The organism is Nocardioides flavescens (assembly GCF_009823805.1).
In the GTDB taxonomy this organism is placed as follows: domain Bacteria; phylum Actinomycetota; class Actinomycetes; order Propionibacteriales; family Nocardioidaceae; genus Nocardioides; species Nocardioides flavescens.
On the sequence record NZ_WUEK01000007.1, the window covers coordinates 185,558 to 209,091 of the forward strand.

The 23,534-nt window shown below is 70.0% G+C and carries 37 protein-coding genes; 36 read left to right on the forward strand and 1 reads right to left on the reverse strand.

What is annotated here, in order from left to right; translation table 11 throughout:
- Positions 1 to 412: 412 nt before the first annotated feature.
- From rpsJ to GRQ65_RS13195, 34 genes are all read left to right on the forward strand, one after another.
- Complete coding sequence (rpsJ, locus tag GRQ65_RS13030; protein ID WP_028650479.1) at positions 413 to 721, forward strand: 30S ribosomal protein S10; 309 nt, start codon at positions 413 to 415, stop codon at positions 719 to 721.
- Between the two features lie 10 nt (positions 722 to 731).
- Positions 732 to 1,397: a 50S ribosomal protein L3 gene (gene rplC, locus GRQ65_RS13035; protein ID WP_160878406.1), complete on the forward strand. Its 666-nt coding sequence runs from the start codon at positions 732 to 734 to the stop codon at positions 1,395 to 1,397.
- A gap of 2 nt (positions 1,398 to 1,399) precedes the next feature.
- Positions 1,400 to 2,050 carry a 50S ribosomal protein L4 gene (rplD, locus tag GRQ65_RS13040; protein ID WP_160878407.1) on the forward strand — a complete coding sequence of 217 codons (651 nt, stop codon included), beginning with the start codon at positions 1,400 to 1,402 and terminating at the stop codon, positions 2,048 to 2,050.
- Positions 2,047 to 2,352 (forward strand): 50S ribosomal protein L23, encoded by a 306-nt coding sequence (gene rplW, locus GRQ65_RS13045; RefSeq protein WP_160878408.1) that lies wholly within the window; start codon positions 2,047 to 2,049, stop codon positions 2,350 to 2,352. The genes rplD and rplW overlap by 4 nt, the downstream gene beginning before the upstream one ends.
- Positions 2,352 to 3,188 carry a 50S ribosomal protein L2 gene (rplB, locus tag GRQ65_RS13050; protein ID WP_160878409.1) on the forward strand — a complete coding sequence of 279 codons (837 nt, stop codon included), beginning with the start codon at positions 2,352 to 2,354 and terminating at the stop codon, positions 3,186 to 3,188. The genes rplW and rplB overlap by 1 nt, the downstream gene beginning before the upstream one ends.
- Before the next feature lie 5 nt (positions 3,189 to 3,193).
- Positions 3,194 to 3,475 (forward strand): 30S ribosomal protein S19, encoded by a 282-nt coding sequence (rpsS, locus tag GRQ65_RS13055; protein ID WP_160878410.1) that lies wholly within the window; start codon positions 3,194 to 3,196, stop codon positions 3,473 to 3,475.
- Entirely contained in the window at positions 3,472 to 3,948 is a 477-nt protein-coding gene (rplV, locus tag GRQ65_RS13060; protein ID WP_160878411.1) for a 50S ribosomal protein L22, read from the forward strand. The genes rpsS and rplV overlap by 4 nt, the downstream gene beginning before the upstream one ends.
- Positions 3,948 to 4,784: a 30S ribosomal protein S3 gene (gene rpsC / locus GRQ65_RS13065; protein ID WP_160878412.1), complete on the forward strand. Its 837-nt coding sequence runs from the start codon at positions 3,948 to 3,950 to the stop codon at positions 4,782 to 4,784. Before rplV ends, rpsC begins: the two co-directional genes overlap by 1 nt.
- A 3-nt stretch (positions 4,785 to 4,787) precedes the next feature.
- Positions 4,788 to 5,207: a 50S ribosomal protein L16 gene (gene rplP / locus GRQ65_RS13070; RefSeq protein ID WP_160878413.1), complete on the forward strand. Its 420-nt coding sequence runs from the start codon at positions 4,788 to 4,790 to the stop codon at positions 5,205 to 5,207.
- Positions 5,207 to 5,461 carry a 50S ribosomal protein L29 gene (gene rpmC, locus GRQ65_RS13075; protein ID WP_160878414.1) on the forward strand — a complete coding sequence of 85 codons (255 nt, stop codon included), beginning with the start codon at positions 5,207 to 5,209 and terminating at the stop codon, positions 5,459 to 5,461. Before rplP ends, rpmC begins: the two co-directional genes overlap by 1 nt.
- Positions 5,458 to 5,742 carry a 30S ribosomal protein S17 gene (gene rpsQ, locus GRQ65_RS13080; protein ID WP_160878415.1) on the forward strand — a complete coding sequence of 95 codons (285 nt, stop codon included), beginning with the start codon at positions 5,458 to 5,460 and terminating at the stop codon, positions 5,740 to 5,742. Before rpmC ends, rpsQ begins: the two co-directional genes overlap by 4 nt.
- A complete protein-coding gene (gene rplN, locus GRQ65_RS13085; protein WP_160878416.1) occupies positions 5,739 to 6,107 on the forward strand; it encodes a 50S ribosomal protein L14 in 369 nt (122 codons plus the stop codon). Before rpsQ ends, rplN begins: the two co-directional genes overlap by 4 nt.
- Positions 6,107 to 6,469: a 50S ribosomal protein L24 gene (gene rplX / locus GRQ65_RS13090; protein ID WP_202388035.1), complete on the forward strand. Its 363-nt coding sequence runs from the start codon at positions 6,107 to 6,109 to the stop codon at positions 6,467 to 6,469. The genes rplN and rplX overlap by 1 nt, the downstream gene beginning before the upstream one ends.
- Positions 6,469 to 7,074, forward strand: coding sequence for a 50S ribosomal protein L5 (gene rplE, locus GRQ65_RS13095; RefSeq protein WP_160878417.1), 606 nt, complete (start codon positions 6,469 to 6,471; stop codon positions 7,072 to 7,074). Before rplX ends, rplE begins: the two co-directional genes overlap by 1 nt.
- Positions 7,075 to 7,079: 5 nt before the next feature.
- A complete protein-coding gene (locus GRQ65_RS13100; protein WP_010831721.1) occupies positions 7,080 to 7,265 on the forward strand; it encodes a type Z 30S ribosomal protein S14 in 186 nt (61 codons plus the stop codon).
- A gap of 67 nt (positions 7,266 to 7,332) precedes the next feature.
- On the forward strand, positions 7,333 to 7,740 hold the full coding sequence (gene rpsH / locus GRQ65_RS13105) for a 30S ribosomal protein S8 (protein ID WP_160878418.1): 408 nt from the start codon (positions 7,333 to 7,335) through the stop codon (positions 7,738 to 7,740).
- A 25-nt stretch (positions 7,741 to 7,765) separates the two neighbouring features.
- The gene (gene rplF / locus GRQ65_RS13110) at positions 7,766 to 8,311 is read left to right on the forward strand and encodes a 50S ribosomal protein L6 (protein WP_160878419.1); all 546 of its coding nucleotides are present in this window, start codon (positions 7,766 to 7,768) and stop codon (positions 8,309 to 8,311) included.
- A 1-nt stretch (position 8,312) separates the two neighbouring features.
- Entirely contained in the window at positions 8,313 to 8,696 is a 384-nt protein-coding gene (rplR, locus tag GRQ65_RS13115; RefSeq protein ID WP_160878420.1) for a 50S ribosomal protein L18, read from the forward strand.
- Between the two features lie 46 nt (positions 8,697 to 8,742).
- Positions 8,743 to 9,378: a 30S ribosomal protein S5 gene (gene rpsE / locus GRQ65_RS13120; protein WP_160878421.1), complete on the forward strand. Its 636-nt coding sequence runs from the start codon at positions 8,743 to 8,745 to the stop codon at positions 9,376 to 9,378.
- Positions 9,378 to 9,560 carry a 50S ribosomal protein L30 gene (gene rpmD / locus GRQ65_RS13125; RefSeq protein WP_028650496.1) on the forward strand — a complete coding sequence of 61 codons (183 nt, stop codon included), beginning with the start codon at positions 9,378 to 9,380 and terminating at the stop codon, positions 9,558 to 9,560. The genes rpsE and rpmD overlap by 1 nt, the downstream gene beginning before the upstream one ends.
- Position 9,561: 1 nt before the next feature.
- Complete coding sequence (gene rplO, locus GRQ65_RS13130) at positions 9,562 to 10,002, forward strand: 50S ribosomal protein L15 (protein WP_160878422.1); 441 nt, start codon at positions 9,562 to 9,564, stop codon at positions 10,000 to 10,002.
- Positions 10,003 to 10,131: 129 nt separating this feature from the next.
- Positions 10,132 to 11,424, forward strand: a complete 1,293-nt coding sequence (gene secY / locus GRQ65_RS13135; protein ID WP_160878423.1) for a preprotein translocase subunit SecY — start codon at positions 10,132 to 10,134, stop codon at positions 11,422 to 11,424.
- Between the two features lies 1 nt (position 11,425).
- On the forward strand, positions 11,426 to 12,001 hold the full coding sequence (locus tag GRQ65_RS13140; protein WP_160878424.1) for an adenylate kinase: 576 nt from the start codon (positions 11,426 to 11,428) through the stop codon (positions 11,999 to 12,001).
- A gap of 16 nt (positions 12,002 to 12,017) precedes the next feature.
- The gene (gene map / locus GRQ65_RS13145) at positions 12,018 to 12,836 is read left to right on the forward strand and encodes a type I methionyl aminopeptidase (RefSeq protein WP_160878425.1); all 819 of its coding nucleotides are present in this window, start codon (positions 12,018 to 12,020) and stop codon (positions 12,834 to 12,836) included.
- Between the two features lie 248 nt (positions 12,837 to 13,084).
- Entirely contained in the window at positions 13,085 to 14,110 is a 1,026-nt protein-coding gene (locus tag GRQ65_RS13150; RefSeq protein WP_160878426.1) for a TerC/Alx family metal homeostasis membrane protein, read from the forward strand.
- 28 nt (positions 14,111 to 14,138) lie between these two features.
- Positions 14,139 to 15,188 carry an LLM class flavin-dependent oxidoreductase gene (locus GRQ65_RS13155; RefSeq protein ID WP_337191703.1) on the forward strand — a complete coding sequence of 350 codons (1,050 nt, stop codon included), beginning with the start codon at positions 14,139 to 14,141 and terminating at the stop codon, positions 15,186 to 15,188.
- Positions 15,189 to 15,454: 266 nt separating this feature from the next.
- Positions 15,455 to 15,676, forward strand: a complete 222-nt coding sequence (gene infA, locus GRQ65_RS13160; RefSeq protein WP_011757309.1) for a translation initiation factor IF-1 — start codon at positions 15,455 to 15,457, stop codon at positions 15,674 to 15,676.
- 34 nt (positions 15,677 to 15,710) lie between these two features.
- Positions 15,711 to 15,824 carry a 50S ribosomal protein L36 gene (gene rpmJ, locus GRQ65_RS13165; protein ID WP_004008316.1) on the forward strand — a complete coding sequence of 38 codons (114 nt, stop codon included), beginning with the start codon at positions 15,711 to 15,713 and terminating at the stop codon, positions 15,822 to 15,824.
- 153 nt (positions 15,825 to 15,977) lie between these two features.
- A complete protein-coding gene (gene rpsM, locus GRQ65_RS13170) occupies positions 15,978 to 16,352 on the forward strand; it encodes a 30S ribosomal protein S13 (protein ID WP_160878427.1) in 375 nt (124 codons plus the stop codon).
- 4 nt (positions 16,353 to 16,356) lie between these two features.
- Entirely contained in the window at positions 16,357 to 16,758 is a 402-nt protein-coding gene (gene rpsK / locus GRQ65_RS13175) for a 30S ribosomal protein S11 (RefSeq protein ID WP_160878428.1), read from the forward strand.
- A 28-nt stretch (positions 16,759 to 16,786) separates the two neighbouring features.
- Positions 16,787 to 17,395, forward strand: a complete 609-nt coding sequence (gene rpsD, locus GRQ65_RS13180; protein WP_160878429.1) for a 30S ribosomal protein S4 — start codon at positions 16,787 to 16,789, stop codon at positions 17,393 to 17,395.
- A gap of 123 nt (positions 17,396 to 17,518) precedes the next feature.
- Positions 17,519 to 18,535, forward strand: coding sequence for a DNA-directed RNA polymerase subunit alpha (locus tag GRQ65_RS13185; RefSeq protein ID WP_160878430.1), 1,017 nt, complete (start codon positions 17,519 to 17,521; stop codon positions 18,533 to 18,535).
- Positions 18,536 to 18,710: 175 nt separating this feature from the next.
- Positions 18,711 to 19,349 carry a 50S ribosomal protein L17 gene (rplQ, locus tag GRQ65_RS13190; RefSeq protein WP_160878431.1) on the forward strand — a complete coding sequence of 213 codons (639 nt, stop codon included), beginning with the start codon at positions 18,711 to 18,713 and terminating at the stop codon, positions 19,347 to 19,349.
- 83 nt (positions 19,350 to 19,432) lie between these two features.
- A complete protein-coding gene (locus GRQ65_RS13195) occupies positions 19,433 to 20,368 on the forward strand; it encodes a carbohydrate kinase family protein (RefSeq protein ID WP_337191704.1) in 936 nt (311 codons plus the stop codon).
- A gap of 16 nt (positions 20,369 to 20,384) precedes the next feature.
- Here the strand turns inward: GRQ65_RS13195 and GRQ65_RS13200 are convergent, their stop codons facing one another.
- Entirely contained in the window at positions 20,385 to 22,052 is a 1,668-nt protein-coding gene (locus GRQ65_RS13200) for an FAD-dependent oxidoreductase (RefSeq protein WP_160878432.1), read from the reverse strand.
- Positions 22,053 to 22,102: 50 nt separating this feature from the next.
- Between GRQ65_RS13200 and truA the strand changes: the two genes are divergently transcribed.
- Positions 22,103 to 22,897, forward strand: a complete 795-nt coding sequence (truA, locus tag GRQ65_RS13205) for a tRNA pseudouridine(38-40) synthase TruA (RefSeq protein ID WP_160878433.1) — start codon at positions 22,103 to 22,105, stop codon at positions 22,895 to 22,897.
- The gene (locus GRQ65_RS13210; protein WP_160878434.1) at positions 22,890 to 23,507 is read left to right on the forward strand and encodes a methyltransferase; all 618 of its coding nucleotides are present in this window, start codon (positions 22,890 to 22,892) and stop codon (positions 23,505 to 23,507) included. The genes truA and GRQ65_RS13210 overlap by 8 nt, the downstream gene beginning before the upstream one ends.
- The last annotated feature ends 27 nt before the right edge of the window (positions 23,508 to 23,534 follow it).

Below are 23,534 nucleotides of genomic sequence, written 5' to 3' on the forward strand. Positions count from 1 at the left end.
AGCCACCAGCCCGCGCGGAGCCTTCCCGCCCGCGCGTGGGGACCCCGTCGAGCGCGGTCCCGGTCCGATTTGGACCCGCTGCCCGGTCTCTGTCAGACTGTTCCGGTTGCTCTGGCGGGTTGCCGGGGTGCTGCGCACAGATTGACTCCTGAATCGCGTCTCCAGCGTTCGATGGTGTCGGCGTGCGTCCGCACCGCACCTGGAGACCCGATCAGCCCGGACCTCGGTCCGGACGCAACCGACACAGAGCTCAGGATCCAGGTCCTGGGCGTGTTTGCACGTGCCTGGCCAGCAGGGTCACCACGGCGACACGCCCGACCGCGGGGGTCGGAGCCGAGAGGTCGGGCGGAGCAGCCGGGCAACACCCCAGACATGTACGCGGCAGAAGCAGACCAGTGAGGACGAGCTACCTATGGCGGGACAGAAGATCCGCATCAGGCTCAAGGCCTATGACCACGAGGTGATCGACACCTCGGCGCGCAAGATCGTGGACACCGTCACCCGGACGGGTGCTCGCGTCGCCGGCCCCGTGCCGCTGCCGACGGAGAAGAACGTCTACTGCGTCATCCGCTCGCCGCACAAGTACAAGGACTCGCGCGAGCACTTCGAGATGCGCACCCACAAGCGCCTCATCGACATCCTCGACCCCACGCCGAAGACGGTCGACTCGCTCATGCGACTCGACCTCCCGGCCGGTGTCGACATCGAGATCAAGCTCTGAGGTTCGAGACATGACCACCGAACGCAACGTCAAGGGACTGCTGGGCACCAAGCTCGGCATGACCCAGGTGTGGGACGAGAACAACCGCATCGTCCCCGTGACCGTGATCGCGGCCGGCACGAACGTCGTCACGCAGGTCCGCACGCCCGAGAAGGACGGCTACAACGCCATCCAGGTCGGCTACGGCGAGATCGACGGACGCAAGGTGACCAAGCCGAAGGCCGGGCACTTCCGTGAGGCCGGCGTGACCCCGCGCCGCCACCTCGTCGAGATCCGCACCGCCTCCGCCGGCACCTTCACCGCCGGCCAGGAGCTGTCCGCCGACACCTTCGCCGCGGGCGAGGAGATCGACGTGACCGGCACCAGCAAGGGCAAGGGCTTCGCGGGCACGATGAAGCGCCACGGCTTCGCCGGTGTCTCGGCCTCGCACGGTGCCCACCGCAACCACCGCAAGCCGGGCTCCATCGGCGCCTGCGCGACCCCCGGTCGCGTGTTCAAGGGCGTGCGGATGGCCGGCCGGATGGGCTCGGACACCGTCACCACCCAGAACCTCACCGTGCACGCCGTGGACGCCGAGAGGGGCCTGATCCTCGTGAAGGGCGCCGTCCCCGGCCCCAAGGGTGGCCTGCTCGTGATCCGCTCGGCGTCCAAGAAGACCGAAGCTGCGGAGGCCTGAGCATGGCGACCAAGAACACCAGCGGCAAGGTCGACGTCGACCTGCCCGCCGAGATCTTCGACGTGGCGCTCAACGTGCCGCTCATCCACCAGGTCGTCGTGGCCCAGCAGGCTGCGGCCCGCCAGGGCACCGCGGCGACCAAGACCCGCGGCGACGTCCGCGGCGGTGGCAAGAAGCCCTACAAGCAGAAGGGCACCGGCCGCGCCCGCCAGGGCTCGACCCGTGCGCCGCAGTTCGCCGGCGGTGGCGTCGTCCACGGCCCGCAGCCGCGCAGCTACGACCAGCGCACCCCCAAGAAGATGAAGGCCGCCGCGCTGCGCGGTGCCCTCTCCGACCGGGCCCGCAACGGACGCATCCACGTGCTCGACGGCTTCGGCCTCGAGGACGCCCCGTCCACGCGCACCGCGCTGGGCGCCCTCGCCGCGCTGACCGACCGGGTCAAGTTCCTGGTCGTGCTCGAGCGCAACGACACCGTCACCTGGCTCTCGCTGCGCAACGCGCCGCAGGTCCACATCGTGGCCGTCGACCAGCTCAACACCTACGACGTCCTCGCCTCCGACGACGTGGTCTTCAGCCAGGGCGCGTACGACGCGTTCGTGGCCGGGCCCGCCGCGGCCGGCTCGTCGAGCGCCCAGAAGGAGGAGTCCGCGTGAGCACGCTGCACAAGGACCACCGCGACGTCCTGATCGCACCCGTCGTCTCGGAGAAGAGCTACAGCCTCCTCGACGCCAACAAGTACACCTTCGTCGTGCACCCCGACGCCAACAAGACCGAGATCAAGATCGCGGTCGAGAAGATCTTCGGCGTCAAGGTCACCGCGGTGAACACCCTCAACCGCACCGGCAAGACGCGGCGCACCCGCACCGGGCTCGGCAAGCGCAAGGACACCAAGCGCGCGATCGTCAGCCTGGCCGAGGGCCACCGCATCGACATCTTCGGAGGACCGGTTTCCTGATGGCCATTCGCAAGTACAAGCCGACCACCCCGGGCCGTCGCGGCTCGTCGGTCGCCGACTTCGTCGAGATCACCCGGACCACGCCGGAGAAGTCCCTCGTCAAGCCGCTGCCCAAGAAGGGCGGTCGCAACAACCAGGGCCGGATCACCACCCGTCACCAGGGTGGCGGCCACAAGCGTGCCTACCGCATCATCGACTTCCGTCGCTACGACAAGGACGGCATCCCGGCCAAGGTCGCGCACATCGAGTACGACCCCAACCGCACCGCGCGCATCGCGCTGCTGCACTACGCCGACGGCGAGAAGCGCTACATCATCGCGCCGCGCGGCCTGGCGCAGGGCACGGTCGTCGAGTCGGGTGCCGCTGCCGACATCAAGACCGGCAACAACCTCCCGCTGCGCAACATCCCGGTCGGTTCGACGGTCCACGCGGTCGAGCTCCGCCCCGGTGGCGGCGCCAAGATCGCCCGCTCCGCCGGCATCAGCGCCCAGCTGGTCGCTCGTGAGGGCTCGCGCGCCACGCTGCGCATGCCCTCGGGCGAGATGCGCTTCGTCGACGTGCGCTGCCGCGCCACGATCGGCGAGGTCGGCAACGCCGAGCAGTCCAACATCAACTGGGGCAAGGCCGGCCGCATGCGCTGGAAGGGCAAGCGCCCGACCGTCCGCGGTGTCGTCATGAACCCGGTCGACCACCCGCACGGTGGTGGCGAGGGCAAGACCTCCGGTGGTCGTCACCCGGTGTCGCCGTGGGGCAAGCCCGAGGGTCGCACGCGCAAGCGCAAGGCCTCCGACTCGCAGATCATCCGTCGCCGCAAGACCGGCAAGGGTAGGAAGTAACTGACATGCCTCGCAGCCTGAAGAAGGGCCCCTTCGTCGACGGCCACCTCGAGAAGAAGGTGGACGCCGAGAACGAGAAGGGCAGCCACAACGTCATCAAGACGTGGTCGCGCCGCTCGATGATCATCCCCTCGATGATCGGCCACACCATCGCGGTGCACGACGGTCGCAAGCACGTGCCGGTGTTCGTCACCGACTCGATGGTCGGGCACAAGCTCGGCGAGTTCGCGCCGACCCGCACCTACCGCGGTCACGTGAAGGACGACAGGAAGGGACGCCGCCGATGAGCACCACCGAGCGCACCCGCTCCAGCGCCCGTCGCGACTCGCTGCTCGGCGACCGCCCCGGCGCGTTCGCCAGCGCCCGCTACGTGCGGATCACCCCGCTCAAGGCGCGCCGCGTCGTCGAGCTGGTCCGCGGTCTGCCGGTCGACCAGGCCCTCTCGATCCTCGAGTTCGCCCCCCAGGCGGCGGCCGAGACGGTCCACAAGGTCCTGCGCAGCGCGATCGCCAACGCCCAGACCACCGAGGGTCTCGACGCCGGCGACCTGGTCGTCTCCGGCGCGCTGGTCGACGAGGGTCCGACGATGAAGCGCTGGCGCCCCCGGGCCCAGGGCCGGGCGACCCGCATCAACAAGCGGACCAGCCACATCACCCTGGTCGTCGAGCCGGCGGCTGCCGTCGCGCCGGCCGCGAAGAAGACCACCACCACGAAGGCGTCCTCCAAGAAGGCCGCCCAGACGAACGGAGAGGATGCCTGATGGGCCAGAAGATCAACCCGAACGGGTTCCGGCTCGGCATCTCCACCGACCACAAGTCGCGCTGGTACGCCGACAAGCTCTACAAGAGCTACGTCGGCGAGGACGTCGCCATCCGCAAGCTGCTCTCGAAGGGCATGGAGCGGGCCGGCATCGCCAAGGTCGAGATCGAGCGCACCCGTGACCGCGTCCGTGTGGACATCCACACCGCGCGTCCCGGCATCGTGATCGGTCGCCGCGGCGCCGAGGCCGACCGCATCCGCGGCGAGCTCGAGAAGCTCACCGGCAAGCAGGTGCAGCTCAACATCCTCGAGGTCAAGAACCCCGAGGTCGACGCGCAGCTGGTCGCCCAGGGCGTCGCCGAGCAGCTCTCCGGCCGCGTGCAGTTCCGTCGCGCCATGCGCAAGGCGATGCAGACCACCATGCGCTCCGGGGCCAAGGGCATCCGCATCCAGTGCTCCGGCCGCCTCAACGGCGCCGAGATGTCGCGCACGGAGTTCTACCGCGAGGGCCGCGTGCCCCTGCACACCCTGCGTGCCGACATCGACTACGGCTTCTACGAGGCCCGCACGACCTTCGGCCGCATCGGCGTGAAGGTCTGGATCTACAAGGGCGAGGTCGCCGGCTCCCGTGCCGAGCGCCAGGCTCAGGCTGCTGCCCGCGCCGGTGTCCCCGGCCGTGGCGGCCGTCCGACCCGTGGCGGCGACCGTCCCACCCGCGGCGACCGTCCCGGCCGCAGCGACCGCCCGACCCGCGCCGACCGCGAGGGTGCAGCGACTGAGGCTCCGGCCTCGGAGGCTGCTGCTCCCGCGGCGACCGAGACTCCTTCGGAGGGCTGACCCATGCTGATGCCCCGCAGGCTCAAGCACCGCAAGCAGCACCACCCCAAGCGGACCGGTGCCGCCAAGGGCGGCACGCGCCTGGCGTTCGGTGAGTTCGGCATCCAGGCCATCGAGGGTCACTACGTGACCAACCGCCAGATCGAGTCCGCTCGTATCGCCATGACCCGCCACATCAAGCGTGGCGGCAAGGTCTGGATCAACATCTACCCCGACCGTCCGCTCACCAAGAAGCCGGCCGAGACCCGTATGGGTTCCGGCAAGGGCTCGCCCGAGTGGTGGATCGCCAACGTCAAGCCCGGCCGCGTGATGTTCGAGCTGTCCGGTGTCGACGAGACCGTGGCTCGCGAGGCGATGCGCCGCGCGATGCACAAGCTGCCGATGAAGTGCCGCTTCATCACCCGAGAGGCTGGTGAGTTCTGATGGCGTCCGGGACCAAGGCGCACGAGCTCGACGAGATGAACGACGTCGACCTCGAGGCGCGACTGCGCGAGGCCAAGGAGGAGCTGTTCAACCTCCGCTTCCAGGCCGCGACCGGCCAGCTCGAGAGCCACGGCCGGCTCCGCACGGTCAAGAAGGACATCGCCCGGATCTACACCGTGGTGCGTGAGCGCGAGCTCGGCATCCGCGTGGCTCCCGGCGGCAGCAACGACAACGACGAGGACGGTGCCGCATGAGCGAGCAGAACGCCGCTCCGGCCACCGAGGCGCGCAACGCGCGCAAGGTCCGCGAGGGCCTGGTGGTCAGCGACAAGATGGACAAGACCGTGGTCGTGGCCGTCGAGGACCGCGTCAAGCACGGTCTCTACGGCAAGGTGCTGCGCCAGACCTCGCGGCTCAAGGCCCACGACGAGACCAACGAGTGCGGCACCGGTGACCGGGTCCTGATCATGGAGACCCGGCCGCTGTCCGCCACGAAGCGCTGGCGCGTCATTCAGGTTGTGGAGAAGGCCAAGTGATCCAGCAAGAGTCCCGTCTCAAGGTCGCCGACAACACCGGCGCCAAGGAGATCCTGTGCATCCGGGTGCTCGGTGGCTCCGGTCGGCGCTACGCCGGCATCGGTGACACCATCGTCGCCACGGTCAAGGACGCGATCCCCGGCGGCAACGTCAAGAAGGGCGACGTCGTCAAGGCGGTCATCGTGCGCACCGTCAAGGAGCGCCGCCGTCCCGACGGCTCCTACATCCGCTTCGACGAGAACGCCGCCGTCATCCTCAAGGGCGACGGCGAGCCCCGCGGCACCCGCATCTTCGGCCCCGTGGGCCGCGAGCTGCGCGACAAGCGGTTCATGAAGATCATCTCGCTGGCCCCGGAGGTGCTGTGATGGCCAAGGGCGTGAACATCAAGAAGGGCGACACCGTCAAGGTGATCGCCGGGCGTGACAAGGGTGCCGAAGGCAAGGTCATCTCGGTGCTCCGCGAGGAGCAGCGGGTGATCGTCGAGGGCGTCAACCTCATCAAGCGCCACACCAAGGTCGTCAACCAGGGCGGTCGCGCCGGCAACACCGGCGGCATCATCACCGCCGAGGCGCCGATCCACATCTCCAACGTGATCCTGGTCGAGGGCGACGGCGTCACCCGCGTCGGCTTCCGCCGCGACGAGGTGACCAAGCGTCGTCCCGACGGCTCGACGTACGCCGCGGAGCGCAGCGTCCGCATCTCCCGCAAGACCGGCAAGGACATCTGATGACCGAGACCTCCACCGAGGCCACTGAGGCCACCGAGACCACCACGGCCTCGGCCGCGGTGACCCCGCGGCTGAAGACGCGCTACCGGGAGGAGATCCTCCCGGCGCTGAAGTCCGAGTTCGACATCGCGAACGTGATGCAGGTCCCCGGCCTGGTCAAGATCGTCGTGAACATGGGTGTGGGCGAGGCCGCTCGCGACTCCAAGCTCATCGACGGCGCGGTGCGCGACCTGACCGCGATCACCGGCCAGAAGCCGCTGGTCACCAAGGCCCGCAAGTCGATCGCGCAGTTCAAGCTGCGCGAGGGCATGCCGATCGGTGCGCACACCACGCTGCGCGGCGACCGGATGTGGGAGTTCCTCGACCGCCTGCTGTCGATCGCGCTGCCCCGCATCCGCGACTTCCGCGGTCTCTCGCCGCGCCAGTTCGACGGCCGCGGCAACTACACCTTCGGTCTCACCGAGCAGGTCATGTTCCACGAGATCGACCAGGACCGCATCGACCGCAGCCGCGGCATGGACATCACTCTGGTGACCACGGCCACCACCGACGACCAGGGTCGCGCGCTGCTCAAGCAGCTCGGCTTCCCCTTCCAGGAGCGCTGAGAGACATGGCGAAGACTTCCCTCAAGGTCAAGGCGGCCCGCAAGCCCAAGTTCGCGGTCCGTGGCTACACCCGCTGCCAGCGCTGCGGCCGGCCCAAGGCCGTCTACCGCAAGTTCGGCCTCTGCCGGATCTGCCTGCGCGAGATGGCCCACCGCGGCGAGCTGCCCGGCGTGACCAAGTCCTCCTGGTAGCCCACCCCTCCACAGCGATGAAGGTCCGCCGCAGCCCGGCGGAAACCACACCGAGAAAGACACACTCATGACGATGACCGACCCGATCGCAGACATGCTGACCCGTCTGCGCAACGCCAACCAGGCCTTCCACGACGACGTGACGATGCCGCACTCCAAGATCAAGGAGGGCGTCGCGGAGATCCTCCAGCAGGAGGGTTACATCAGCTCCTTCACCGTGGCCGACCCCGAGGAGGGCAAGGTCCAGAAGACGCTGACCATCACCCTCAAGTACGGCCGCAACCGCGAGCGCTCGCTCGCCGGTGTCCGCCGCGTCAGCAAGCCCGGCCTGCGCGTCTACGCCAAGAGCACCGGTCTCCCCAAGGTGCTCGGCGGCCTCGGCGTCGCGATCATCTCGACCAGCCAGGGCCTGCTCACCGACCGCCAGGCCAACCAGAAGGGCGTGGGTGGGGAAGTCCTCGCCTACGTCTGGTGACGAGAGACCAGGAGGAAGAACAGCAATGTCGCGCATCGGCAAGCTCCCCGTCCCGGTCCCCTCGGGCGTGGACATCACCATCGACGGCCCCGTCGTGACGGTCAAGGGCCCCAAGGGCACCCTGTCCCACACCGTGGCTGCCCCCATCACCGTCGAGAAGGGCGAGACCGAGGGCTTCCTCGACGTCAAGCGCCCCGACGACGAGCGGACCAGCAAGTCCCTGCACGGACTCACCCGCACCCTGGTCAACAACATGGTCGTCGGCGTGACCGACGGCTACGAGAAGCGCCTCGAGATCGTGGGCGTCGGCTACCGCGTGCTGTCCAAGGGCCCCACGCAGCTCGAGTTCCAGCTCGGCTACAGCCACCCCATCGTCTTCAACGCCCCCGAGGGCATCACCTTCGCGGTCGAGAACCCCACCCGGTTCGGCGTCCAGGGCATCGACAAGCAGCTCGTCGGCGAGGTCGCTGCCAACATCCGCAAGCTCCGCAAGCCCGAGCCCTACAAGGGCAAGGGTGTCCGGTACTCCGGCGAACACGTCCGCCGCAAGGTCGGAAAGGCTGGTAAGTGACATGGCGATCTCGCTCAAGCAGCACAAGCACACCGCCGACCGCGTCCGCTCGCGGCTGCGCCGCCAGTCGCGTGGTCGCAAGAAGGTCGCCGGCACCGCCGAGCGTCCGCGCCTGGTCGTGACCCGTTCCTCCAAGCACATCACCGTGCAGGTCGTGGACGACGCGCTGGGCAAGACCATCGCGTCCGCCTCGACGATGGAGGCCGACCTGCGCGCCCAGTCGGGCGACAAGACCGACAAGGCCAAGCTGGTCGGCGGCCTCGTCGCCGAGCGCGCCAAGGCCGCCGGTGTCGAGGGCGTGGTCTTCGACCGCGCCGGCAACAAGTACCACGGCCGGATCGCCGCGCTGGCGGACGCCGCTCGCGAGGGTGGGCTGAGCTTCTGATGCGCACCTCGAGCACTGACACGACGTACGAGATGGAGAACCAGGCATGAGCGGACCCCAGCGCGGAAACCGCAGCGGCGGTGGCGACCGCCGCGGCGGTCGCGACGACCGTCGTGGCGGCCAGGGCGCCGACAAGAACGCCTACGTCGAGCGCGTCGTCGCCATCAACCGCGTCGCCAAGGTCGTGAAGGGTGGTCGTCGCTTCAGCTTCACCGCCCTCGTGATCGTCGGCGACGGCGACGGCATGGTCGGCGTCGGCTACGGCAAGGCCAAGGAGGTGCCGGCCGCCATCGCCAAGGGCGTGGAGGAGGCCAAGAAGCACTTCTTCCGGGTGCCCCGCGTCCAGGGCACGATCCCGCACCCCGTCCAGGGTGAGAAGGCCGCCGGCGTGGTCATGCTGCGTCCGGCCGCGCCCGGTACCGGTGTCATCGCCGGTGGCCCGGTCCGCGCCGTCCTGGAGTGCGCCGGCATCCACGACATCCTGAGCAAGTCGCTCGGGTCGTCCAACCAGATCAACATCGTCCACGCGACCGTCGAGGCGCTGCGCATGCTCGAGCAGCCCGAGGCCGTTGCCGCCCGTCGTGGCCTGCCCGTCGAGGACGTCGCTCCGGCGGCGCTGCTCAAGGCGCGCGCCGAGCAGCCGGCCGCCGCGGCCGCCGGCACCGGGGAGGCCTCGTCCTGATGGCTCAGCTCAAGGTCCAGCAGAAGCGCTCGACGATCGGCTGCAAGGCCAACCAGCGCGAGACCCTCCGCACGCTCGGTCTCAAGCGGATCGGCGACGTGGTCGTCAAGGAGGACCGCCCGGAGATCCGGGGCATGGTCCACACCGTCCGTCACCTGGTGACGGTCGAGGAGGTCGACTGACATGACGCTCAAGCTCCACCACCTGCGCCCGGCTCCGGGTGCCAAGACCGCCAAGACCCGTGTGGGTCGCGGTGAGGCCTCCAAGGGCAAGACCGCCGGTCGCGGCACCAAGGGCACCGGCGCCCGCAAGAACACCCCGGCCGGCTTCGAGGGTGGGCAGATGCCCATCCACATGCGCCTGCCGAAGCTCAAGGGGTTCAAGAACCCGTTCAAGGTCGAGTTCCAGGTGATCAACCTGGACCGCCTGGGCGAGTCCTTCCCCGACGGCGGCACCGTGGGTGTCGACGAGCTCGTGGCCAAGGGCCTCGTGCGCGGCGGCCACCCGGTCAAGGTGCTCGGCCAGGGTGAGATCTCGGTCAAGGTCGACGTCACGGCCCAGGCCTTCTCGGCCTCGGCCAAGGAGAAGATCGAGGCCGCCGGCGGAACCACCACCGTCGCCTGATTCGTTGCCCATGACGGGGCCCGGTCCCAGTGAGGGACTGGGCCCCGTTTGGGTTAGGCTGCCAGCCGCGCGCTCCACGTGCGCTGCTCGTGCTCGGGTGACCGGGCTGAAGAGGAACAGAGGTAAACGGTGCTGACCGCGTTCGCGAACGCCTTCCGGACCCCGGACCTGCGGCGCAAGCTGCTCTTCGTCCTGCTGATCATCGTGGTCTTCCGGGCCGGTTCGCAGATCCCCGCTCCCGGCGTCGACGTCGGCAACGTCCAGACGTGCCTCAACGACGCCGACAACGGGTTGTACAACCTGATCAACCTGTTCTCGGGCGGGGCGCTGCTCCAGCTGACGATCTTCGCGCTGGGGATCATGCCCTACATCACCGCGAGCATCATCCTGCAGCTGCTGGTGGTCGTGATCCCGCGCCTGGAGGCCCTCAAGAAGGAGGGCCAGTCCGGCCAGACCAAGATCACGCAGTACACCCGCTACCTCACGCTCGGTCTCGCGCTGCTCCAGGCGACCGGCATCGTGGCGCTGGCCCGTTCGGGCAACCTGCTGCAGAACTGCAACCAGCCGCTGCTGGTCGACAACGGCACCCAGACCTTCCTGGTCATGGTCATCACGATGACCGCCGGCACCGCCGTCATCATGTGGCTCGGCGAGCTCATCACCGAGCGCGGCATCGGCAACGGCATGTCGATCCTGATCTTCACCCAGGTCGTCGCGACCTTCCCGGGCACCCTCTGGGCGGTCGGCAAGGACCAGGGGTGGTGGACCTTCGGCGTCGTGATCCTGGTCGGTCTCGTCATCGTCGCGGCCGTCATCTTCATCGAGCAGGCCCAGCGCCGCATCCCGGTGCAGTACGCCCGCCGCATGGTCGGGCGCAAGATGTTCGGCGGCAGCTCGACCTACATCCCGCTGAAGGTCAACCAGGCCGGTGTCATCCCGGTCATCTTCGCCTCCTCGCTGCTCTACCTGCCGGCGATGGCGGCACAGTTCAACCAGAACAGCGACACCGCGTGGGTCCGCTTCATCAACGACTACCTCGTGCGCGGCAACCACCCGCTGTACATGCTCACGTTCTTCCTGCTCATCGTCTTCTTCACCTACTTCTACGTCTCGATCACCTTCAACCCGCAAGAGGTGGCCGACAACATGAAGAAGTACGGCGGCTTCATCCCCGGGATCCGGGCGGGCAAGCCGACCGAGGACTACCTGTCCTACGTCCTGTCCCGCATCACGCTGCCGGGCGCGCTGTACCTCGGTCTGATCGCTCTGATCCCGCTGATCGCCCTCGTGCTGGTCAACGCGAACCAGAACTTCCCCTTCGGTGGCACGTCGATCCTCATCATGGTCGGCGTCGCCCTCGACACCGTGAAGCAGATCGAGAGCCAGCTCCAGCAGCGCAACTACGAAGGATTCCTGCGCTGACATGCGTCTTCTGATCATGGGCCCGCCCGGAGCGGGCAAGGGCACCCAGGCCACCTTCATCGCCGAGCACTTCAAGATCCCGGCGATCTCCACCGGCGACATCTTCCGGGCCAACGTCTCGGAGGGCACGCCGCTCGGCGTCGAGGCCAAGCGCTACATGGACGCCGGCGAGTACGTCCCCGACGAGGTCACCAACCTCATGGTGCGCAACCGGATCGACGAGCCGGACGCCACCAACGGGTTCCTGCTCGACGGCTACCCGCGCACCCTGGCGCAGGTCGAGGAGCTCGACGGGATGATCGAGTTCACCGGCCACCAGCTCGACGCCGTCGTCGTGCTCACCGTCGACCAGGACGAGATCGTCGGTCGTCTCGTGCGCCGCGCCCAGATCGAGGGCCGCGCCGACGACACCGAGGACGTCGTGCGTCGGCGCCAGGAGGTCTACACGGCCGAGACCGAGCCCCTCATCGAGATCTACCGCGGGCGCGGGATCCTCGTCGAGGTCGACGGTCTGGGCGAGGTCGGCGAGGTCACCCAGCGGATCTTCGCCGCGCTCGACGTCATCCCCGAGTCCTAGGACTCGGGGGCCGGTCGTGGGCTGGCGCAGCAGGGGCGTCGAGATCAAGACGCCCGAGCAGGTCGACGTCATGCGTCGCGCCGGGCTCGTCGTGGCCGCAGCGCTCGAGGCGCTGCGGGCCGCCGTACGACCCGGCGTGACCACCGGCGAGCTCGACGCGATCGCCGAGGACGTCATCCGCACCGCCGGGGCGACTCCGTCGTTCCTGGGCTACCAGGGCTTCCCGGCCTCGATCTGCGCCTCGGTCGACGACGAGGTCGTCCACGGCATCCCGGGCGACCGGGTGCTGCGCGACGGCGACGTCGTCTCGCTCGACTGCGGGGCGATCGTCGACGGCTGGCACGGCGACGCCGCCGTGACCGTGCCCGTCGGCACGGCCCCGCCCGAGCTGCTCACGCTCGCGCGCGACACCGAGGACGCCATGTGGGCCGGCATCGCCGCCGCGCGGCCCGGTCGCCGGGTCGGTGACCTGTCGGCCGCGGTGGAGGAGCACCTGCGCTCCGTCGGCGACTACGGCATCCTCGAGGACTACACCGGCCACGGCATCGGCTCGCAGATGCACCAGCCGCCGGACGTGCCCAACGTCGGGCGCCGCGGCCGCGGCACCCGCCTGGTCGAGGGCATCGCCCTCGCCGTCGAGCCGATGGTCACCCTCGGCACCGCCGACACGGTGCTGCTCGAGGACGACTGGACGGTCGTGACCGCAGACGGGTCCTGGTCGGCCCACTGCGAGCACACCTTCGCCCTCACCGACCGCGGCATCTGGGTGCTCACCGCCCACGACGGCGGCGAGGAGCGGCTCACGGCCCTCGGCGCGCCGTACGGCGGGCGCTGAGCGGACCTAAGCGCACCCAGGCGCACCCAAGCGCACCCGGGCGCACCTGAACGCTCGCTGAGAGCGCAGGTTCGCCGCGGGGCCGCCGTGCGTGCCAGACTGCGGGGCGCGGAAGGGGAGTATTCCTTCGCCACGGGATCGTCAGCACGAGCGCGAGCGCTCCGGGCCCGTGGGCCGCATCGGGGCACCGGTGTCGGTGGGAGAGACCTTCGGTGGTCCTGCCATCCCTATCCCCAGGAGTCGAACCCTTGGACATCTCCCCGCTGCAGTGGGTCGTCACGATCGGCGTGACCGCCGCCGTCCTGCTCTTCGACGTCGTCGTCATCGCCCGCAAGCCCCACGAGCCGTCGATCCGCGAGTGCGCGATCGCCCTGGCCGTCTACATCGGCGCGGCCCTCGCCTTCGCCGGCTTCATCTTCGCCACGGCCGGGCGTGACGCCGACGGCGACCTCTACGGCACGCAGTTCATCACCGGCTGGCTGGTGGAGTACAGCCTGTCGGTCGACAACCTGTTCGTCTTCATCATCTTGATGGCGGCGCTCAAGGTGCCGCGCAAGTACCAGCAGGAAGCCCTGATGGTGGGCATCATCCTCGCGCTCATCTTCCGCGGCATCTTCATCGCGCTGGGCTACCAGCTGATCAGCAACTTCTCGTGGGTCTTCTACCTCTTCGGCGCGTTCCTGGTCTACACGGCCGCCAACCTGGTGAAGAGCTACCGCGACGACGACCACAGCGACGACGCCGACGACAACCGGGTCGTGGCGTTCGCCCGCCGCAAGCTCAACGTCGGCGAGGAGTTCCGCGGCCTCAAGCTCTCCTGGCACGAGCACGGCGTCCGCGTGATCTCGCCGATGCTGATCGTCATCATCGCGCTCGGCACCACCGACCTGCTGTTCGCGCTGGACTCCATCCCCGCGATCTTCGGCATCACCCAGGAGCCCTACCTGGTCTTCACGGCCAACGTGTTCGCCCTGATGGGGCTGCGCCAGCTCTACTTCCTCCTGGGTGGGCTGCTCAAGCGCCTGATCTACCTCTCGCTCGGCCTGTCGTTCATCCTGGCCTTCATCGGTGTCAAGCTGGTGATCCACGCCCTGCACGAGGACCAGCCGTTCGGCATCAACGGCGGCGAGCCGATCGTGGGCTTCGAGGTCCCGACGTTGCTCAGCCTCGGCGTGATCATCGTGACGCTGGCCGTCACCGCGGTCGCCAGCCTGTACGTCGACCGCAAGCGCGAGGCGGCCGGTGTGTCCAGCCAGGGATCGGGACTGGAATAGCGGTCCCCGTCGGCGGGGTTGACCTGACGTGACCTCGACCCCGTCGACGACCCTGTCCGTGCTCGACCTCGTGCCGGTGCGTACCGACCAGAGCAGCGGTGAGGCCATCTCCGCCTCGCTCTCGCTCGCCCGCCGGGCCGACGAGCTCGGCTACCACCGCTACTGGGTGGCCGAGCACCACAACATGCCGGCCGTCGCCGCCACCAACCCGCCGGTGCTCATCGGGCTCATAGCCGCCGCGACGCAGCGCATCCGTGTCGGCTCGGGTGGCGTGATGCTCCCCAACCACGCCCCGCTCGTCGTGGCCGAGCAGTTCGGCCTGCTCGAGGCGGCCTTCCCCGGGCGCATCGACCTCGGCATCGGCCGCGCACCGGGCACGGACCCCGTGACGTCGTACGCCCTGCGCCACGGCGCCGGGGGAGTGAGCGACGAGGCCGTCACCCGCTTCCCGGAGTACGTCGAGAACGTGCTCGCGATGATGGAGCCCGAGGGCGTCGGGCTCACCGTGGCGGGGCGCACCCACGCGCTCAAGGCGACCCCGGTCGCGCGCAGCGTGCCGACGATCTGGCTGCTCGGCTCCAGCGACTACTCCGCCCGGCTCGCCGCGGAGAAGGGGATGCCGTACGTCTTCGCGCACCACTTCTCCGGTCAGGGCACCGCGGAGGCGCTCGAGCTCTACCGCTCGTCGTTCCGCCCCAGCCCCGAGCTCGCCGAGCCGCGGACCTTCCTGACCGTCAACGCGGTGGTCGCGGAGTCCGACGAGGAGGCCGAGCGCCAAGCGCTGCCCAACCTGATGATGATGCTGGCGCTGCGCACCGGCTCGCCGCTCGGCCCGCAGCTGCTGGTCGAGGAGGCCGAGAAGCTCGAGGTGCCGGCCGCACACGCCCCGCTGGTCGAGGCGATGCGCTCGCGCTGGGTGGTGGGCGGCCCGGCCTCGGCGCGCGCCCAGCTCGACGAGCTGGCCGCGACGTACGGCGTCGACGAGGTGATGGTTCACCCGGTCGCCGGCGCCCACGTCGGCACCGAGCCCGATCGCAGCCCGCAGCGCGAGGAGACGCTGCGGCTCCTCGCCGCCTGAGGCGCGCCTACCACAATTCGTGTTCGGGGGCCGGTAGCACCTAGACTGGTGCGTCGGCCCAACACGGGTCTGCTCTGTGGCGCCTCACGGCTGCCCGGGCCACCGCCGGTGGACTCTCGATCGGGAGCCTACTGGCACGGCCCCGGGGACGAGGCGTCCGGACAGCCTGCTGAGGTCCACTCGCCACCGGTGCGTCCGGAGCGGGAGGTTCGCGGGCCGACGGTAGACGAGGCGCCGGAGACGGCCAACAACGGATTGTGGAGGACATGCCGAAGAAAGAAGGCGTGATCGAGATCGAGGGCACCGTCGTGGAGGCCCTTCCCAACGCCATGTTCCGCGTCGAGCTGAGCAACGGCCACAAGGTTCTCGCCCACATCAGCGGCAAGATGCGCCAGCACTACATCCGGATCCTCCCCGAGGACCGGGTCGTGGTGGAGCTCTCGCCGTACGACCTCACCCGGGGTCGCATCGTCTACCGGTACAAGTAGCCAGCCGACCGCGCAAAGAGAGTGGGGTACGACCGTGAAGGTCAACCCGAGCGTCAAGCCGATCTGTGACAAGTGCAAGGTGATCCGTCGCCACGGCCGCGTCATGGTGATCTGCGAGAACCCGCGTCACAAGCAGCGCCAGGGCTGAGTCCCTCGCCGCAGCACAACTGAACACCACATCGTGATCGCTAGCCCGGCGCAGCGCGCCGGGTGAAGCCACCTCCGGAGCAGTGGGCCGGAGCCTCGCACCGCGGGGATGCGTCACGACCGACACCTCTGCAGCAACACGAAGGAACAGCACATGGCACGCCTCGTCGGTGTCGACCTCCCGCGCGACAAGCGCATCGAGATCGCACTCACCTACATCTACGGCATCGGCCGTACCACCGCCCAGAAGCTCCTCGCCGAGACCGGGGTCGACCCCAACTCGCGCGTCCACGAGCTGGGCGACCCCGAGCTGGTCAAGCTCCGCGACGCCATCGAGTCGCAGTACAAGATCGAGGGTGACCTCCGTCGTGAGGTCCAGGCCGACATCCGTCGCAAGATCGAGATCGGCAGCTACCAGGGACGCCGTCACCGCCAGGGCCTGCCGGTCCGCGGTCAGCGCACCAAGACCAACGCGCGCACCCGCAAGGGTCCGAAGCGCACCGTTGCCGGCAAGAAGAAGGCGAAGTGATCTGATGCCCCCCAAGACTCGTGCGACCGCCAAGAAGGTCCGCCGCAAGGAGAAGAAGAACGTCGCTCAGGGCGAGGCCCACATCAAGAGCACGTTCAACAACACCATCGTCACCATCACCGACCCGACCGGCGCGGTGATCTCGTGGGCCTCTGCCGGCACCGTCGGCTTCAAGGGCTCGCGCAAGTCCACCCCGTTCGCCGCGCAGATGGCCGCCGAGGCCGCCGGGCGCCGGGCGATGGACCACGGCATGAAGAAGATCGACGTCTTCGTGAAGGGCCCGGGCTCGGGTCGCGAGACGGCGATCCGCTCCCTGGGTGCGATCGGCCTCGAGGTCGGCACCATCCAGGACGTCACGCCCACCCCGCACAACGGCTGCCGCCCGCCCAAGCGCCGGCGCGTCTGAGCCACCGAGAGCAGAAGGAGAGACTGACATGGCCCGCTACACCGGCCCCATGACCAAGAAGTCGCGCCGCCTCGGTGTCGACCTCGTCGGCGGAGACGCCGCGTACGAGCGCCGCCCCTACCCGCCCGGCCAGCACGGCCGTGCGCGGATCAAGGAGAGCGAGTACCGCGCGCAGCTGCAGGAGAAGCAGAAGGCCCGCTTCACCTACGGCGTGCTCGAGCGCCAGTTCCACAACTACTACGTCGAGGCCTCGCGCCGCTCCGGCAAGACCGGCGACAACCTGCTCCAGCTCCTGGAGTGCCGCCTCGACAACGTGGTCTACCGTGCCGGCTTCGCCCGCACCCGCCGCCACGCCCGCCAGCTGGTGACCCACGGCCACTTCAAGGTCAACGGCAAGAAGGTCAACATCCCCTCCTTCCAGGTCACCGCCCACGACGTCATCGACGTGCGTGAGAAGTCCCTGGAGATGACCCCGTTCATCGTGGCTCGCGAGACCCACGGCGAGCGCGTCGTCCCGGCGTGGCTGGAGGCGCTGCCCACCCGCATGCGCGTCCTCGTGCACTCGGTCCCGGTCCGGGCCCAGATCGACATCCCGGTCCAGGAGCAGCTCATCGTCGAGTACTACTCGAAGAAGTAGCACCTCAGAGCACCGCCCCCGTGTCCGGCACGGGGGCGGTGGCTCTCCCAGATCTCTTCCATTCTCCGCCGCACGATGTTCGGGACCCTCAAATAGCGGTCGGTCCCGGAAAGGAAAGAACCAGTGCTCATCGCACAGCGCCCCACCCTCTCGGAAGAGTCCGTCGACGAGTTCCGCTCGCGGTTCGTCATCGAGCCCCTGGAGCCGGGCTTCGGCTACACGCTCGGCAACTCCCTCCGCCGCACGCTGCTCTCCTCGATCCCGGGTGCCTCGGTCACGAGCATCCGCATCGACTCGGTGCTCCACGAGTTCTCGACCGTCGAGGGGGTCAAGGAGGACGTCACCGAGCTGATCCTCAACCTCAAGGGCCTGGTCGTCTCCTCCGAGCACGACGAGCCGGTCACGATGTACCTGCGCAAGTCCGGTGCCGGTGACGTCACCGGCGCCGACATCACCCCGCCGGCCGGCGTCGAGGTGCACAACCCCGACCTGAAGATCGCGACCCTGTCCGACAAGGGCAAGCTCGAGATGGAGCTGGTCGTCGAGCGCGGTCGCGGCTACGTCTCCGCCGTCCAGAACAAGGGCGCCGACAACGAGATCGGCCGGATGCCGGTCGACTCGATCTACTCGCCGGTGCTCAAGGTGACCTACAAGGTCGAGGCGACCCGTGTCGAGCAGCGCACCGACTTCGACAAGCTCGTCATCGACGTCGAGACCAAGCCGTCGATCCGTCCCCGCGACGCGATCGCCTCGGCCGGCAAGACCCTCGTCGAGCTGTTCGGCCTCGCCCGCGAGCTGAACGTCGAGGCCGAGGGCATCGACATCGGCCCGTCGCCGGTCGACGAGCAGCTCGCCGCCGACCTCGCCCTCCCGGTCGAGGACCTGCAGCTCACCGTCCGCTCGTACAACTGCCTCAAGCGCGAGGGCATCCACACCGTGGGTGAGCTCATCAGCCGCTCGGAGCAGGACCTGCTCGACATCCGCAACTTCGGTGCGAAGTCGATCGACGAGGTCAAGGCCAAGCTGGTCGAGATGGGTCTGTCCCTCAAGGACAGCGCCCCCGGCTTCGACCCGCAGGCGGCGCTCGCCGCCTACGGCGACGACGACGACGACGCGTTCGTCGAGGACGAGCAGTACTGACACGCACGGGGGCTCCGCCCCCGTGTACCCACTCACGGGGGGCTCCGCCCCCCGTGTGCCCCCCGGTGGTGGTCACCCGCCGCTACCGACTGAAGAACGACAGACAAAAACCGCTCCGAACTTCGTTCGGAGCGTCTACCCCGGTACCTGACACGGCCGGAGAGAAGAGCACGAGATGCCCAAGCCCAAGAAGGGTGCCCGCCTCGGCGGCAGCCCGGCCCACCAGCGCCTGATCGTCTCGAACCTCGCCACGGCGCTGTTCGAGCACGGCCGGATCACCACCACCGAGGCCCGTGCGCGCGTCCTGCGCCCGGTCGCGGAGAAGCTGATCACCAAGGCCAAGCGCGGTGACCTGCACAACCGTCGCGAGGTCCTCAAGACCGTCCGCGACAAGTCGGTCGTGCACACGCTGTTCACCGAGATCGCGCCGAGCTTCGAGGAGCGCCCGGGTGGCTACACCCGGATCACCAAGATCGGCCCCCGCAAGGGCGACAACGCCCCCATGGCGGTCATCGAGCTGGTGACCGAAAAGTTCGAGCCGAAGCAGGCCCGTCCCGCGAAGCAGTCCACGGCCGCCGCTCCGGCTGCGACCGAGGCCCCGACCGAGATGACCGACGAGGCATCGCCCGAGGAGAGCGTCATCGCCGAGGCCCAGCCGACCGAGGACGAGACCGGCGCGGACACCGCCGGCGAGGCCGCCGACGGCCAGGAGGGCAACGAGGTGGAGGCTGCGCCCACCACCGAGGACCCCGCCACCGCGGCTGCCGAGGAGGACGCTGCTCCGGTCGAGGACGAGACCGAGAAGAAGGCCTGAGCCTCAGCACCACCCCGCACCACCACCGACCCGGCAGGCCCGCGCCTGCCGGGTCGGTGTCATTTCGTGGTAGAGACTGCGCTGTGAGCGAGCCTGGGAGCGAGACCCCGCTGCGCGGGGTGCTGGTGGTGGGGGAGTCCCTCGTCGACGTCGTGCGGACCCACAGCGGTCACCGGCACGAGTACGCCGGCGGCAGCGCCGCCAACGTGGCCGTGGCGCTCGCCCGGCTCGGCCGACCGACCCGGCTCGCCACGAGCTTCGCCGACGACGCCTTCGGCACGATGCTCGCCGAGCACCTCGGGTCGGCCGGTGTCGCGCTCGCGACCGACCCGGGCGCGGTGGAGCGCACTTCCTCGGCGCAGGCGACGATCGGGACGACCGGCGCCGCGGAGTACGTCTTCGACCTGGACTGGCGTCTCGGTCCCGTCGCCGACGACGAAGACCCGCTCGTGGTGCACACCTGCTCGCTCGGCGCCGTCCTCGCTCCGGGTCGCGACGACGTCGTGCGGCTGCTGGAGCGGCTGCGCGAGCGCTCGACCGTCAGCTACGACGTCAACGCCCGTCCCGCCGTCACCGGCACCGGAGCCGACGTCGTCGAGCGCGTCGAGCGGGTGGTGGCGCTCGCCGACGTCGTCAAGGCGAGCGACGAGGACCTTGAGGCGCTCTACCCGGCGCTCACCCACGCCGAGGCGGCCGCCGCGCTGCTCGCCCGGGGGCCTGCCGTGGTGGTGGTGACCCGGGGTGGCGACGGGGCGCTGTGGCTCGACGCCGAGGGTCCGGTCGAGGTCGCCTCACGCCCGGTCGAGGTCGCCGACACCATCGGTGCCGGCGACACCTTCGGTGCGGCGCTGCTCGACGCCCTGTGGGAGCGCGGACGCCTCGGTGCCGAGCACCGGGCCGGGCTGGGCGCCCTGCCGCGCGACGAGGTCGCCGCCGTCCTCGACCACGCGGCCCGCGCCGCCGCGATCACGGTGTCGCGCCCCGGCGCCGATCCGCCGTACCGCTCCGAGCTCGACTGAGCTCGACCGGCGAAGCTCAGTCCTCGGGGGCCGGGGCGAGGTAGGCGTGCACCAGCGGCACGACGGAGGCGCCCTCGCCGCTCGCGGCCGCGACCCGCTTCATCGAGCCGGAGCGGATGTCGCCCGCGGCGAAGATGCCCGGCACCGTGGTCGCGAGGTTGGCCGGCGGCAGGTCGTCGACCCACAGCTCGCGCGGCACGTCGCGCCCGGTGAGCACGAAGTCGGACCGGTCGCGGACGAGCTCCTCGGGCAGCCAGTCGCACCGCGGCTCCGCGCCGAGCAGGAGGAACAGGCCCCGGGCCTGCTTCGTCGTCCGCTCACCGGTGTCGACGTCCTCCAGGCACAGCCACTCCAGGGCGCCGTCGCCGCCGCCGTCGACCACCCGCGTCCGCGGCACCACCGTGATCCGGTCGTTGTAGGCGATCTCGTCGACGAGGTACTGCGACATGGTCTCGCCGAGCCCGGAGCGGCGCACGACGATGCTCACCGAGCGTGCGAACCGCGACAGGTGCACCGCGGCCTGCCCGGCGGAGTTGCCGCCGCCGACCACGACGACGTCGTAGCCCTCCATCTCGCGCGCCGCGGTGAGCGCGGCGCCGTAGTTGACGCCGCGGCCGACGAGGTCCTCGATGCTGGGGACGCCGAGCTTGCGGTAGGCGACGCCGGTCGAGATGACGACGGTGCGGGCGCGCACCTCGCCGCCCTCGGTGCGCACCACGTGCGGGGCGCCGTCGCGGCCGACCTCCAGGGTGTCGACGTCCCAGCCGGTGAGGAACGTCGTGCCGAAGCGCAGGGCCTGGTTGCGGGCCCGCTGGGCCAGCCGCATCCCGGAGATGCCGCGGGGGAAGCCGAGGTAGTTGCGGATCATCGAGCTGGTGCCGGCCTGGCCGCCCACGGCCTCGGCCTCGAGGAGGACGACGCTCAGCCCCTCCGAGGCGCCGTAGACCGCTGCCGCGAGACCGGCCGGACCGCCGCCGACGACGGCCATGTCGATCACGTCGTCGATCTTGAAGTCGCTGGGGCGGCCCCAGATGTGGTGGGCGACGTCGCGCACGGACGTCGCGCTCAGCCCGGAGCGCTGGGGGGAGTAGACGAACGGGTAGGTGCGGTCGGGGAACTGGGTCAGGAACTGCTGGATGTGGGGGTCCTCGGGGTGCCAGACCCGGTTGGGCATGCCCATCCGGTCGAGGAAGTCGCGGATGGCCAGCGTCAGCGGGTCGTGCGACGGCGAGATGATCTTGACCGAGACGACCTCCGGGTCGGGGACGCTCGCGCCCCAGTCGGAGAGCAGGTCGGTGACGGCGTGGTGGAACTCCTCGTCGCGAGCGCCGCGCGGCATCAGCAGGTAGGCGTCGTACTTGCCCTTGGCCATGCCGGCGCGCAGGGACGGCGCATCGTCGAGGAAGTGGTCCCAGTGCGCGGCCACGAGCCGGCGGGCCTGGGGAACGACGGAGCGCCACGCCGCGAACGCGTGCAGGACGCTGGGCTGGTCGACCGGGCGGGAGTCGGTCACGAACATCGCGACCAGGCCGCCGGCGTCGCAGATCTCCCGGGCGATCTGCTCGGCCTCGGCGCAGGTGGTCGCGCAGCGCAGGTCGTAGTCGTGGGCGTAGCGGTGGGTGAACTCGGCCTCGAGGACGTCGAGGTGGTCGGCGGAGACCAGGATGATCGCGGGTGCGGGCACGGCTCCCAGCCTAGGTCGGGCTCGTGGCACACACCCCCTATCCTCGACGGGTGCGGATCCGTCTCGACGTCGCCTACGACGGCGCCGGGTTCCACGGCTGGGCCGCCCAACCGGGACTCCGCACGGTCGAGGGCGAGCTGTCTCTCGCCGCGGCGACCGTGCTGCGGGTGCCCGAGGTCTCGCTGACCTGCGCGGGCCGCACCGACAGCGGTGTGCACGCCCGTGGCCAGGTCGTCCACACCGATCTCGACGCCCTGCCCGAGGGGACCCAGCGGCTGGCCCGCCGGCTCAACGGCGTCCTCGCCCCCGACCTGCGGATCCTGCGGGCCCAGGAGGCGCCCGAGGGTTTCGACGCCCGTTTCTCGGCGCTGTGGCGGCGCTACGCCTACCGGGTCGCCGACCGCCCCGAGCTGGTCGACCCGCTGCGTCGCGGCCACGTGCTCGCCTGGCCGCGACCGCTCGACGAGGTCGCGATGGACGTCGCGTCGCTGGGCCTGGTCGGCCAGCACGACTTCGCGTCGTTCTGCAAGCAGCGCGAGGGCGCGACCACCATCCGCACGCTGCTCGACCTGCACTGGGAGCGCGAGGCCGACGGCCTGCTCGTCGCGCACGTGCGGGCCGACGCGTTCTGCCACTCCATGGTGCGTGCGCTCGTCGGCGCGCTGCTCGCGGTCGGCGAGGGCCGCCGACCGGCGTCGTGGGCCGCCGAGGTGCTGGCCGCCGCCCACCGCGACCCGTCGGTGGCCGTGGCGCCCGCCCACGGTCTCACCCTCGAGGAGGTCGGCTACCCGGTCGACGCCGAGCTGGGCGCGCGGGTCGAGATCACGAGGGCGCGCCGTGCCTGAGCCCGTTCCCGAGTCCGAGCACTACTTCACCGCCGACCCGAGCGTGGCCTTCCAGCGATCGGCGTTCACCGCGAGCATCTGGGGCCACGACCTCACGCTGACGACCGGCTCGGGGGTCTTCGCCCAGGGCCGCCTCGACAGCGGCACGGCGGTGCTGTTCCGCGAGACCGAGCCGCCGGCGCCCGGGCGGGTGCTCGACCTCGGCTGCGGCTACGGCGTCATCGGGCTGGCGGTCGCCACGGCGGTGCCCGGCGCTCGCGTGACCGGGGTCGACGTCAACGAGCGCGCCCTGCTGCTCGCCCGCGAGAACGCCGCGGCGCTGGGGCTCGACGACCGGTTCAGCGCCCACCTGCCGGCCGAGGTGCCCGCGGACGTGACGTACGACGAGATCTGGTCGAACCCGCCCATCCGGATCGGCAAGGACGCGCTGCACGAGCTGCTGCTGACCTGGCTCCCGCGGCTCGCGCCGGGCGGGCGCGCCGTCATGGTCGTCGGCAAGAACCTCGGCGCCGACTCGCTCCAGCGCTGGCTGGGCGACCAGGGCTGGCCCACCGCGCGGCTCGCGAGCGCCAAGGGGTTCCGCGTGCTCGAGACACGCTACGCCGGTTGAGGAGGCTGCCGCCTCGGTGGTTGAGGA

Coding starts and splice junctions, on each gene's coding strand:
- rpsJ (WP_028650479.1), top strand. CDS start 413: ATGGCGGGACAGAAGATCCGCATCAGGCTCAAGGCCTATGACCACGAG.
- rplC (WP_160878406.1), top strand. CDS start 732: ATGACCACCGAACGCAACGTCAAGGGACTGCTGGGCACCAAGCTCGGC.
- rplD (WP_160878407.1), top strand. CDS start 1,400: ATGGCGACCAAGAACACCAGCGGCAAGGTCGACGTCGACCTGCCCGCC.
- rplB (WP_160878409.1), top strand. CDS start 2,352: ATGGCCATTCGCAAGTACAAGCCGACCACCCCGGGCCGTCGCGGCTCG.
- rpsS (WP_160878410.1), top strand. CDS start 3,194: ATGCCTCGCAGCCTGAAGAAGGGCCCCTTCGTCGACGGCCACCTCGAG.
- rplV (WP_160878411.1), top strand. CDS start 3,472: ATGAGCACCACCGAGCGCACCCGCTCCAGCGCCCGTCGCGACTCGCTG.
- rpsC (WP_160878412.1), top strand. CDS start 3,948: ATGGGCCAGAAGATCAACCCGAACGGGTTCCGGCTCGGCATCTCCACC.
- rplP (WP_160878413.1), top strand. CDS start 4,788: ATGCTGATGCCCCGCAGGCTCAAGCACCGCAAGCAGCACCACCCCAAG.
- rpmC (WP_160878414.1), top strand. CDS start 5,207: ATGGCGTCCGGGACCAAGGCGCACGAGCTCGACGAGATGAACGACGTC.
- rpsQ (WP_160878415.1), top strand. CDS start 5,458: ATGAGCGAGCAGAACGCCGCTCCGGCCACCGAGGCGCGCAACGCGCGC.
- rplX (WP_202388035.1), top strand. CDS start 6,107: ATGGCCAAGGGCGTGAACATCAAGAAGGGCGACACCGTCAAGGTGATC.
- rplE (WP_160878417.1), top strand. CDS start 6,469: ATGACCGAGACCTCCACCGAGGCCACTGAGGCCACCGAGACCACCACG.
- GRQ65_RS13100 (WP_010831721.1), top strand. CDS start 7,080: ATGGCGAAGACTTCCCTCAAGGTCAAGGCGGCCCGCAAGCCCAAGTTC.
- rpsH (WP_160878418.1), top strand. CDS start 7,333: ATGACGATGACCGACCCGATCGCAGACATGCTGACCCGTCTGCGCAAC.
- rplF (WP_160878419.1), top strand. CDS start 7,766: ATGTCGCGCATCGGCAAGCTCCCCGTCCCGGTCCCCTCGGGCGTGGAC.
- rplR (WP_160878420.1), top strand. CDS start 8,313: ATGGCGATCTCGCTCAAGCAGCACAAGCACACCGCCGACCGCGTCCGC.
- rpsE (WP_160878421.1), top strand. CDS start 8,743: ATGAGCGGACCCCAGCGCGGAAACCGCAGCGGCGGTGGCGACCGCCGC.
- rpmD (WP_028650496.1), top strand. CDS start 9,378: ATGGCTCAGCTCAAGGTCCAGCAGAAGCGCTCGACGATCGGCTGCAAG.
- rplO (WP_160878422.1), top strand. CDS start 9,562: ATGACGCTCAAGCTCCACCACCTGCGCCCGGCTCCGGGTGCCAAGACC.
- GRQ65_RS13140 (WP_160878424.1), top strand. CDS start 11,426: ATGCGTCTTCTGATCATGGGCCCGCCCGGAGCGGGCAAGGGCACCCAG.
- infA (WP_011757309.1), top strand. CDS start 15,455: ATGCCGAAGAAAGAAGGCGTGATCGAGATCGAGGGCACCGTCGTGGAG.
- rpsM (WP_160878427.1), top strand. CDS start 15,978: ATGGCACGCCTCGTCGGTGTCGACCTCCCGCGCGACAAGCGCATCGAG.
- rpsK (WP_160878428.1), top strand. CDS start 16,357: ATGCCCCCCAAGACTCGTGCGACCGCCAAGAAGGTCCGCCGCAAGGAG.
- rpsD (WP_160878429.1), top strand. CDS start 16,787: ATGGCCCGCTACACCGGCCCCATGACCAAGAAGTCGCGCCGCCTCGGT.
- rplQ (WP_160878431.1), top strand. CDS start 18,711: ATGCCCAAGCCCAAGAAGGGTGCCCGCCTCGGCGGCAGCCCGGCCCAC.